This window comes from Meiothermus hypogaeus, assembly GCF_003574035.1.
GTDB classification, from domain to species: Bacteria; Deinococcota; Deinococci; order Deinococcales; family Thermaceae; genus Meiothermus; species Meiothermus hypogaeus.
This window is the reverse complement of the sequence record NZ_QWKY01000144.1, coordinates 1-3,309: the sequence shown is the minus strand read 5'-3', so window position 1 is coordinate 3,309 and position 3,309 is coordinate 1. Positions and strand designations below refer to the sequence as shown.

The window sequence follows — 3,309 nt, the reverse complement described above, 5'->3', positions numbered from 1 at the left end:
ATACACCGGCTTGAACTGGATGCACGATAAAATCCGCGGTTCATCCCCGCGCGTGTGGGGAATACTTGTGCGTGCTATGGTGCGCTACATTGAGCAACGGTTCATCCCCGCGCGTGTGGGGAATACGGCTTGTCAATACACCTGAAAACACCAACCATCTGGTTCATCCCCGCGCGTGTGGGGAATACGCATGTCGGTATAGCTATCTATGAAAACGGTAGCGGTTCATCCCCGCGCGTGTGGGGAATACGCACAGTGTTTTTCAGGGGGTGTAACTGTAACACGGTTCATCCCCGCGCGTGTGGGGAATACGTGCTTGGAGTGAGATTCAAAAAGGATTAAACCGGTTCATCCCCGCGCGTGTGGGGAATACTTTGTATTCAGCACCACCTTCAAATGCAGCCTCGGTTCATCCCCGCGCGTGTGGGGAATACTTCGATGAACGCCACCATGTGGTTAGAAGCCGGGTTCATCCCCGCGCGTGTGGGGAATACGCGCAAGTAAGCCAAAAGTTCTTGCGCCCACACGGTTCATCCCCGCGCGTGTGGGGAATACGGGCCGCCAGGTCTACCAGTTGCCGACTGACCGGTTCATCCCCGCGCGTGTGGGGAATACTTGGCTTCGTTCCCGTCCGCTACCTGCTCTTTCGGTTCATCCCCGCGCGTGTGGGGAATACGCTCGATAAAGCCCACCTGGTCGAGCACCGACGGTTCATCCCCGCGCGTGTGGGGAATACAAGACGTAGTTGGAGCGGGGTGAGGTCCTGGGCGGTTCATCCCCGCGCGTGTGGGGAATACCCAATCGGCAGCCGCAAGCTCGAGGTAGCCGCCGGTTCATCCCCGCGCGTGTGGGGAATACGAACTGGAGATTAGATAATGCGGGTTGTCCACCCGGTTCATCCCCGCGCGTGTGGGGAATACCTCGAGGTTGAGCCTGGTGGCCAGCGCCCGCACGGTTCATCCCCGCGCGTGTGGGGAATACTCTACAATGCCGCCTGGGTTCGCATGTACGGGCGGTTCATCCCCGCGCGTGTGGGGAATACCAGCCCCGGCCTTTGAAGCGGGGATAGCCCGGCGGTTCATCCCCGCGCGTGTGGGGAATACACTTGATCCTAACAGCAAATTCAGCCACTTACCCCGTCTGAAGTGTCGGAATCCCGAGCTGATGGGTTGGGATTTTCTTTTTCAAGGTTCTCGGTCGCCTTAGACTTTTTCCGTTTGGCATGGATGCGCTGCCATTCGGCGTTTTGCACAGCTACCAGTGTTATGCCATCAAAGTCTACCAGGGTGCGGGTGGTGTCGCCATGGGTTCGGATTGTAAAACCTTGCTCGTTGCTGGTACGGTACATCAGACAACAACGCCCTACCGTCTTTTTCTCCTTACACTTTTCCCATAGCAGATCCCGCACCAATGCCGACATGCTCCCCACAAAAACACCGGTGCTCACTTCCAACATCCAGCGCGATAGCTCGCCGCGCAGACGCTTGGGTACGTTTTCCAGCACAATCACGACCATAGTTTAGTTGGGGTCGTCTTGCTCGAGTTCGCCGTAGGCCACCCCACCAGGAACCGTACCGTCCACATCCCATAGCTCACCGGGGGCCGAGGCATCTTCGGCATAGGGATCGGGGATTTCCAGGGCATCGAACAAAGAGTGTAAATCTGAGACGATGCGCTCCAACAGCTTGACCTCCCGGAGCTGGTCGCGCAGGGCCTGGCGCACCCGCCTCTCTACACCGAACTCCGATTCGGCTACTACCTTAAAAGCAGTTGGGATCAGGGTTTCGGCCTTGTAGAGGTCGGCCACATCGTAGACGAAGGAAAGCTGCTTGCCGGTATGGATGAAGCCCAACGCTGGGCTGTAGCCCGCCGAGATAATAGCGGCATGTGACAGCCCATACAAACACGCTGCGCCCGCCGAGAGGGCACGGTTGATGGGGTCGGCCTCGGCCCAGTTGCCCCGGTTGTAGTTGCGGCCCTTCCATTCCACCCCGGTCTCGCGGCTCCAGCGAGCATAGGCATCGCGCACGCGCACCCCCTCTCGGCCTCGAATTTGTTCCAGGGTGAGGTCGGGCGGCAGTCCTTCGGGAAAGCGCATCCGGTACATACGCTTGACCACTTCCAGGTGCGCCTCTGGGTCGGCCCAGGCTTGCGCTTGTCGCATCAGGTTGGCGCTGGAACGGGTTTCACCCATGCCACTGGCATAAAAGCGCACCATCTCCTCGCCCACCCAGAACACCGAACAGCCGTTGTTGGCAAGCTGACGAATGGCGGCATGAGTGATGGAGGTGCCGGGGCCCAGCAGCAGCACCCCCAGCGCGGCAGCCGGTATGGCCACCACCCCTTCTTGGCTGTAGTAGGCCACGGCCTGGTCTTGCTGCTCGAGGCGGCCATGCTCGAGGTAGATATACGAAAGCCCGTCGCGAAACTTGGGAAGTTCTTGTAGATTGCGGGTTTCGTATTTCATGCCTTCCCCTCATCTCCTAGCGAGAAACCTTTGCGATGGAGAGCAGGCCAAACCCTAGGGCCTTGGCGTGACCCAGGCCGGTAGCAAGGGTGCGCTTGAAGGCCTCGAGGTCGGTGATCTTTAGGTGGCCTTCGTACAGCACCGACTGAAGGGTGATTTTGCTCGAGCGGTCATGCTTATACAGCATGAGCTTCTCGCTCTGGACAACCATAAAGTCCATGAGCTTGAAACCTGATTTTTCGGCTTGACGCTCGAGCCAGCCCGGTTTCCAAACGCCTTCGATTTCTTCGCCAACCAAGTCCTCGAGTTTGTACAGCCCGTAGCGCTTCTTCTTGGGTTTGCCGTCTTTTCCTATGCTGCCGTCTTTTGCCACGGTGGTAATGGTCGGGTTGCACTTTAGGCGGAAGCGCAGGGTTTGGGCGGGTTGGAGGTGCTCGAGGGGGAGTTGCCCGGTCTTCGGCGGCTCCTGGAAGTAGCTGGGGAAGCGTTGAGCAAGTTTGTCCCAATCGGGTCCAGTGGCGCTCTGCACCAGCACCACCGGGTTCTTACCCTCCTCGAGCCTCCACAAAAAGCGGGGTGGGGTCTGGTCTTCATCGGCAAAGGCCCGGCACAGGGTGGCGTGGAGCTGGTAGGGGTTGGCGAGGTCGGTGCGGGCTTGTTTGGAGCGAACGTCGAGCAGCAACTTACTGAGGTACACGGGACTCCTCCCAGGGTTTAGAGCCTGCTAACTAGCTGTTCGTAAAAGCTCCACAGTTTTCGCTGTCATCAGAATCGAAAAAGCCAACCAGTGCCAACCTCGCAAGGTCTCAGCCAGCCGCTCATAGTCTCGCGCCAGCCTGCGA

The 3,309-nt window shown here is 58.7% G+C and carries 3 protein-coding genes and 1 CRISPR repeat array; all 3 genes read right to left on the bottom strand.

Annotated features, from left to right (window positions below):
• Positions 1 to 36: 36 nt before the first annotated feature.
• Positions 37 to 1,103: a CRISPR direct-repeat array (repeat unit 29 nt; unit sequence CGGTTCATCCCCGCGCGTGTGGGGAATAC).
• 20 nt (positions 1,104 to 1,123) lie between these two features.
• The 3 genes from cas2e to cas6e are packed head-to-tail and all read right to left on the bottom strand — an operon-like array spanning position 1,124 to position 3,164.
• Complete coding sequence (gene cas2e, locus Mhypo_RS17425; RefSeq protein ID WP_119342491.1) at positions 1,124 to 1,516, bottom strand: type I-E CRISPR-associated endoribonuclease Cas2e; 393 nt, start codon at positions 1,514 to 1,516, stop codon at positions 1,124 to 1,126.
• A 3-nt stretch (positions 1,517 to 1,519) separates the two neighbouring features.
• Complete coding sequence (gene cas1e, locus Mhypo_RS17420; RefSeq protein ID WP_119342490.1) at positions 1,520 to 2,467, bottom strand: type I-E CRISPR-associated endonuclease Cas1e; 948 nt, start codon at positions 2,465 to 2,467, stop codon at positions 1,520 to 1,522.
• A gap of 16 nt (positions 2,468 to 2,483) precedes the next feature.
• Complete coding sequence (gene cas6e, locus Mhypo_RS17415; RefSeq protein WP_119342489.1) at positions 2,484 to 3,164, bottom strand: type I-E CRISPR-associated protein Cas6/Cse3/CasE; 681 nt, start codon at positions 3,162 to 3,164, stop codon at positions 2,484 to 2,486.
• Positions 3,165 to 3,309 lie beyond the last annotated feature (145 nt).

Bases quoted from the DNA above. Each gene is read 5' to 3' on its own strand.
- cas2e (WP_119342491.1), bottom strand. From the start codon at position 1,516: ATGGTCGTGATTGTGCTGGAAAACGTACCCAAGCGTCTGCGCGGCGAG.
- cas1e (WP_119342490.1), bottom strand. From the start codon at position 2,467: ATGAAATACGAAACCCGCAATCTACAAGAACTTCCCAAGTTTCGCGAC.